This window comes from Microcoleus sp. PH2017_09_SFU_O_A (assembly GCF_020738625.1).
Classification (GTDB): Bacteria; Cyanobacteriota; Cyanobacteriia; order Cyanobacteriales; family Microcoleaceae; genus Microcoleus.
Genome location: NZ_JAEQCF010000061.1, coordinates 23201 through 29231 on the forward strand (window position 1 = coordinate 23201; position 6031 = coordinate 29231).

Below are 6031 nucleotides of genomic sequence, written 5' to 3' on the forward strand. Positions count from 1 at the left end.
TTTGTAGTGAGGACTTCAGTCCTCAGTATTCGTAGGGTGCGTCGCTATCCCTCATCCCCAAATAAATATGAAAAATATGACAGCGACGCACCAATAGACAATAGTTTAATACGCTGTGGAAGTTCCCAGATTGATGAGTTGGGAAGAAAACTCTCTCGCTCTCGGTCAAGAGTCAACTTCAGTCTTTTGACTTCTGCTATACTTAGGTAATACATAGTCTATCCAAATTAAACTCACGAGTAGAGTACAGTCATGCCCAAACAAAAACTCTTGGAAAAACCAGAAGAAGTAATCTTTGATAAAGAAGATGAATATTTAGATGATGAGCTGGAATCTAATGAAAAGCCACAATCGATATTAAAAGAAATTTCAGAAATCATTGTAGGTAGCACTGATTGGACAACAACCAGCATCCTCGATCTAATTATGCGGGAAAACATTCAACTCAATCCAAGATTTCAAAGACGAGATGCTTGGGATATAACTCGCAAAAGTAGGTTTATCGAATCAATTTTTCTAGGATTTCCCATTCCAGAAATAGTTTTAGCTTCTCCTGAAAAGAGGCGCGGAAATTTTATAGTTCTTGATGGCAAGCAACGCTTGCTTGCCATCCTGCAATTTTATGGAATGAGCGAAACTCCTAATGATAGTTTTGCTTTGGCAAACTTAGAATTTAGACCCGATCTCAATGGTTATACCTATAAGGATATAAAAAACGATGTTGTGTTGAGTCCCGTACTTAATGTACTCGACACTCAAACTATTCGGACTACATTGATTAGAAACTGGCGTACAGAAAGTTTACTATACAAAGTTTTTTTACGCCTGAATTTAGAGAATACTCCGCTATCTCCCCAAGAATTGAGGCAAGCATTGCATCCCGGAGATTTTGTCAATTTTTTAGACGACGCATCAATTAAAAATCAGGCTTTAAGAACAATACTTAAATCAAAAAATCCCGATCCTCGGATGCGCGATGTCGAATTGTTGCTGCGGTATGTAGCCTTATATTATTTTTTATCCGATTATCGCGGGAATCTTAAAAAATTCCTGGACATGACCTGCGAAAAACTCAACAATGATTGGGACGAACGAAAAATCGAGATCGAAGATACAGTTAGCGAATTTGAGAACGCGGTGCAAATAACCATTGCAATATTTGGAGAAGAAAATATATTTCGCGTATGGTCTAACACTTCTAATACTTACCGCAAAAAAATGAATCGAGCTATTTTAGATGTAATGGTTTTTTATTTTTCATATCCCGAGATAGGACAAGCTGCTAAGAATAATAAGGAGCGAGTAGAAAATGCTTTTAAAGAGTTATGTTCGTCCCCTAATAGCGAATTCAGAGACGCTGTTGAGAAAAGAACAACTAGCATTCGCGAAACTCATACTCGTCTCTCACTGTGGGGCAAAACTTTGCGAAAGGTTTTAAATTTAGAGTTTTATGTCCCCGAACTCGCAGATAACCGCATTATCTTTAACGGGTTGTGGTAAGTTCTTAAGCAGTATGCCAAAATCCGTCAGATTTCGTACTCTAACTAAGGAGTTGAATAGGTTAAAAAAACAATTCATTCCTAAGATTAAGCCCGGACATTTTTATTCCCCCAGACAGTTAGCCTTAACTCTTGCCTACAGAGTTTTAGCTCATGCCGAAATTGAAGCTTATCTAGAGGATAGAGTTTGGGAAGCAGCCCTTAATGCTAAAAACAATTGGGACAGTCAGGGTAAGACTTGCTGTACTTTGATATGTTTGCTTGCCTTTTCCGGTCAAATGATGGAATTACCACCAGATACACTAAGTCCAACAAAGCCAGCTAAAAAAATACCGGATGAGAAAATAAAAATCAACAAAAAGATAGATTTAGCTATTAATAGTTTTAAGCGAATCATTGACCAGAATCATGGAATAAAAGAAGCTAATATTCTGTCGTTGCTTTTGCCAATAGGAATCAATTCCGAGAATCTAAATATTTTTTGGCTGGCTACTATGAATACCTTTGGGGAAGACAGAGGTGTTGCAGTCCATACTTCAGCTACATCCCCAACAACTATTAGAGTTCTCAATCCCATAAATGAATTCCAGAGGGTAGAGCAAATTATTCAAGAACTTTTGAAGGTGGATGAGTTGATTAATGATTTAATGAGATAAATGAATAAATTTCCAGTAATTGTTAAGGGTTTTATCTTGGCGATGGGCTTCTAGCCGGAACGGGCAAGATGCCCGTTCCACAATAGTTGAATTTTTGAGTGCAACAGGCATCTTGTTTGTGCTCAAACAGCTTATTCAGAATTGTCAAAAATATCAGATTAAACCTTCTCTTTTGCAGGCGGAACTAAACCAGTTTTATTCAAACCAGCATCAATATCCCTCAGCAATTTAAAATCATCTTCGGGTAAAGAATTAACAACCGAGTGTTTTTCCAGAAATGAGAATGCTTGGCGAAATTCGCGGGGCTTGCAGTCGATCGCCCGATCGAAGTGACAAGGTACAATCAGATCAAAGTCCCAACTCGCGACTTTATCCACCCAATCGAGAGTTTCCCTCGGCGCGCGGTTGAGAATCAGAGTCTGCAACACCGGCGCCACCAACAACCGCCCTCCTCCCCGCAAAGCCTCGAACGATCGCACCCAATCAGTTTGCCACTTAAACGGATACAATCCAAAATAAGCTTTTCTCGATCGCTCTGGCGCTTTCAGGGCGCTGGCTAACACCCCCGACCACGGCGGCACCTCCAACACGCTAGGGCGAAAATACATCGCAAATAAGGCGATTCTCTGCCACCCTTTGCATCGATTTTCCTGGGTGTCTGCCACCACATCCAAAGCGGTGTCTTTGGCGTGAAATAGCAGCGGGTACGAGTCGAGTTGGAGAATCGCGGGCGGGTTTTCGGGAATCGAAACCACAGAATCTGTTAACATTAGCGTGCGCGATTCCCTGTGAAATAACGCAACTTCCGCAAAAAAGCCTAAACCGAGGTTCAGCGGGCCCAGGATTGCCCAATCAAATTCATCTGCAAGGGGCGTGTTGCTGCTATCCAAAGGCAGTACAGAGGTGCGTTTACCGGGCAAACCCAGCCAACTCAGCGGCAAATTTAGCGGAAAACTCCATTGCTTGGGAGTGACAAACACCTGCGCTTCGGGAAAACACCTCGCAAAGGGGCCGACAAATACCTTATGTTCGATGCCCGAAACCGTTGTCAGCAGGATATACTTAACCTCGCCATGTTCTGCGACTAACTCGTTTAGCAAGCGGATGCACTCAGGAGTCGGCGCGACGGGGGCGTAGACGAGAAGGCCTTCGGATTCGAGTTTGATGACTGTCATCCGAATCGGCACAATGACGTAGAAAATGCCTTGTAGTTGGTCAAAAGTCCAGATTTTGTCCTTGACTATTTCCTTGCGGATTGTCCGTCGCCTGCTGTAGGGATACATTGGAACAATTGGCCAAAAGGGCCATGAATAGTCTCGATTGTCAATCTGTGCTGATGTTGGTGTGCTTTCCCCGTCTGTCACTGGTGCGACTCCTTGCCGATTTTTTGTACGTGCGTGCGATCGAACTTTTGTTATTTTATTTCAATCTTGTTGCACGGATGCGAGGAGTTGAAAAGCGGTTATGGGCGATTAAGATCCCGATAGCTGCGCCGCGCCTGCTTTTGGAATACTCAAACAGGACTTACGGATGACTAGAAGCCCGGTTTCTCAGAAAATTTGCGTTTATTAAGCTGTTCTGCATTTAAATTGCATCTCAAAAAAATCAGACAATGAGTGGGGTGGGCGTCCCGCCCGCCCTGAATATACAATTTAAATGTGCGACAGCTTACGATAAATATACCAAGAAACGGTTTCACCAGGGCTGAGTGCGGGACTATTAAACCAACTGTTCAGGATCGATACCTAATTCCCGCAACCGCGCCGCTAGCCTTTCCTCTCGCTGTTGAGATTCTATCAGTTGCTGTTGATATTCTATCAGTTGCCGTTCCGCAGCAGTTGCCCTTTCACTCGGACTCAAAATCAACCCTCCTTCGGCCGTAAACCACCGCAACCACAAACGATTCATACTCTTATAAGTGCCTTGCCACCACCCTAAACTCAACTGCAACTCAGGAATAAATAACCGCCCATCCATTAATTCTGCCGGTTCATAATGGCCACCTACAAGATGAAAAGCTTGCAATTCATCCGTGTAGCGACTGAACACAAAATAGTAAGGAATCCGCAAAATTTGTTCGTAAACTTGCCACTTAGTCGGCGGTTCCCCAGCTTGCTGAACAGTCCGGCCCAAATCTTCATCCTCAGTTCCCGGCGATAGCAATTCCACCACCACAAACGGATTTACCCGTTCTTGCCAAACTACATAACTCAAACGCATATCGCGCCCTTGATAAAGCCTGGGCACACCCACCGCAGCAAACCAATCCGGGCGTTTATGCCAGCGCGGCTGTGTTGCATCGTAATACAAATTTAGGTCGCTGGCTGTAAATACTTGCTCCGCATCCCATCCAGGTGGCAAAAACGTGAATTCCAAGAGTTGCGGCTGATCTAAATGAAATGTATCAGGCAAACCGGGATCCTTTGGGTCTTCGCTAGGTAAATCATACATTGTTGGCAAACTCTGCCGGGGGTCTAGAGGCGGTTCAGCTTGAGCAGGCGGGTAAGTCGGGAATGTCATAATGAATTCTGAGGTTGCTTATCCTGATATGATTATAGCCTTGTGAGAATGTCTTGGATTGCCAAAGAATTCCCCTTAACTCTCAATCTCAAATCTCAAATCAAAACTCCTAAATCGATATGACTCAAAACTACCGCATCACTCTTTTACCAGGAGACGGCATCGGCCCTGAAATTATCGCTGTAGCGGTAGATGTCCTGAAACTTGTCGGCAAACAATTGGACATCGGCTTTGAATTTCAAGAAGCATTAATGGGCGGCGCTGCTATTGACGCCACAGGCAATCCGCTACCGGAAGAAACTTTGGAAAAGTGCCGCAACAGCGATGCGATATTATTAGCAGCTATCGGCGGTTACAAGTGGGACAATTTGCCCCGCGAACAGCGTCCGGAAACTGGATTGTTAGGACTGCGCGCCGGATTGGGATTGTTTGCAAATTTGCGTCCTGCAACTATTTTACCGCAGTTGGTTGATGCTTCTTCTTTAAAAAAAGAAGTTGTCGAAGGTGTGGATATTATGGTGATCCGCGAACTCACTGGCGGCATTTATTTCGGCAAGCCAAAAGGCATTTTTGAGACGGAAACCGGGGAAAAACGCGGTGTGAATACGATGGCTTACACCGAGTCGGAAATTGACCGCATCGGGCGCGTGGCTTTTGAGACGGCCCGGAAGCGCGGAAAAAGGCTGTGTTCGGTTGATAAGGCGAATGTTTTGGATGTTTCGCAACTGTGGCGCGATCGTATAATTGCCCTTTCTTCAGAATACCCCGATGTGGAACTTTCTCACCTTTATGTTGACAACGCAGCCATGCAGTTAATTCGCTGGCCGAAACAGTTCGATACAATTGTCACGGGTAACTTATTCGGCGACATTCTTTCGGATGCGGCGGCGATGCTAACTGGTAGTATTGGAATGTTGCCTTCTGCGAGTTTGGGTGCAAGCGGCCCGGGAGTTTTTGAACCAGTACACGGTTCCGCGCCGGATATCGCCGGACAAGATAAAGCTAATCCCATCGCCCAAGTTTTAAGCGCTGCAATGATGTTGCGCTACGCCTTAAGTCAGCCCGAAGCTGCTGATAAAATTGAGCAAGCGGTTGTGGCAGTTTTGGATCGAGGTTATCGCACTGGTGATATCATGTCGGAAGGTATGAAACTGGTCGGTTGTCGGGCGATGGGCGAGGCTTTAATTGAAGTTTTGCAAGGTTAATCGAGAATTTCATAAACCTGCCCCCGCCCAACAAACAATACAAAACATTGTAGGGGCGGGTTCACCCAAATTCAACGGCAAAAATCGAGAATTTCATAAACCCGCCCCCGCCCAACAAACAATACAAATGTACCCAAATGTGTCCTAAAAA

6 protein-coding genes are annotated in these 6031 nt (G+C 44.4%); 4 read left to right on the forward strand and 2 right to left on the reverse strand.

Features of this window, described 5'->3' with window-relative positions; genetic code table 11:
* The first annotated feature begins 252 nt into the window (after positions 1-252).
* Both JGK16_RS21805 and JGK16_RS21810 read left to right on the forward strand, forming a co-directional pair.
* Entirely contained in the window at positions 253-1500 is a 1248-nt protein-coding gene (locus tag JGK16_RS21805) for a DUF262 domain-containing protein (RefSeq protein WP_293184029.1), read from the forward strand.
* Between the two features lie 13 nt (positions 1501-1513).
* Positions 1514-2155, forward strand: coding sequence for a HEPN domain-containing protein (locus JGK16_RS21810; RefSeq protein WP_293192516.1), 642 nt, complete (start codon positions 1514-1516; stop codon positions 2153-2155).
* Positions 2156-2313: 158 nt separating this feature from the next.
* Here the strand turns inward: JGK16_RS21810 and JGK16_RS21815 are convergent, their stop codons facing one another.
* A complete protein-coding gene (locus JGK16_RS21815) occupies positions 2314-3438 on the reverse strand; it encodes a DUF4336 domain-containing protein (RefSeq protein WP_363319699.1) in 1125 nt (374 codons plus the stop codon).
* A gap of 23 nt (positions 3439-3461) precedes the next feature.
* On the opposite strand from JGK16_RS21815, the gene JGK16_RS21820 reads away from it, so the two are divergent.
* Complete coding sequence (locus tag JGK16_RS21820; protein ID WP_293184072.1) at positions 3462-3689, forward strand: hypothetical protein; 228 nt, start codon at positions 3462-3464, stop codon at positions 3687-3689.
* Positions 3690-3874: 185 nt separating this feature from the next.
* On the opposite strand, the gene JGK16_RS21825 is transcribed toward JGK16_RS21820, so the two are convergent.
* On the reverse strand, positions 3875-4675 hold the full coding sequence (locus JGK16_RS21825) for a Uma2 family endonuclease (RefSeq protein ID WP_293192518.1): 801 nt from the start codon (positions 4673-4675) through the stop codon (positions 3875-3877).
* Positions 4676-4794: 119 nt separating this feature from the next.
* Here JGK16_RS21825 and leuB point away from each other — a divergent pair, with 119 nt between their 5' ends.
* The gene (leuB, locus tag JGK16_RS21830; protein WP_293184039.1) at positions 4795-5880 is read left to right on the forward strand and encodes a 3-isopropylmalate dehydrogenase; all 1086 of its coding nucleotides are present in this window, start codon (positions 4795-4797) and stop codon (positions 5878-5880) included.
* Positions 5881-6031: the final 151 nt, after the last annotated feature.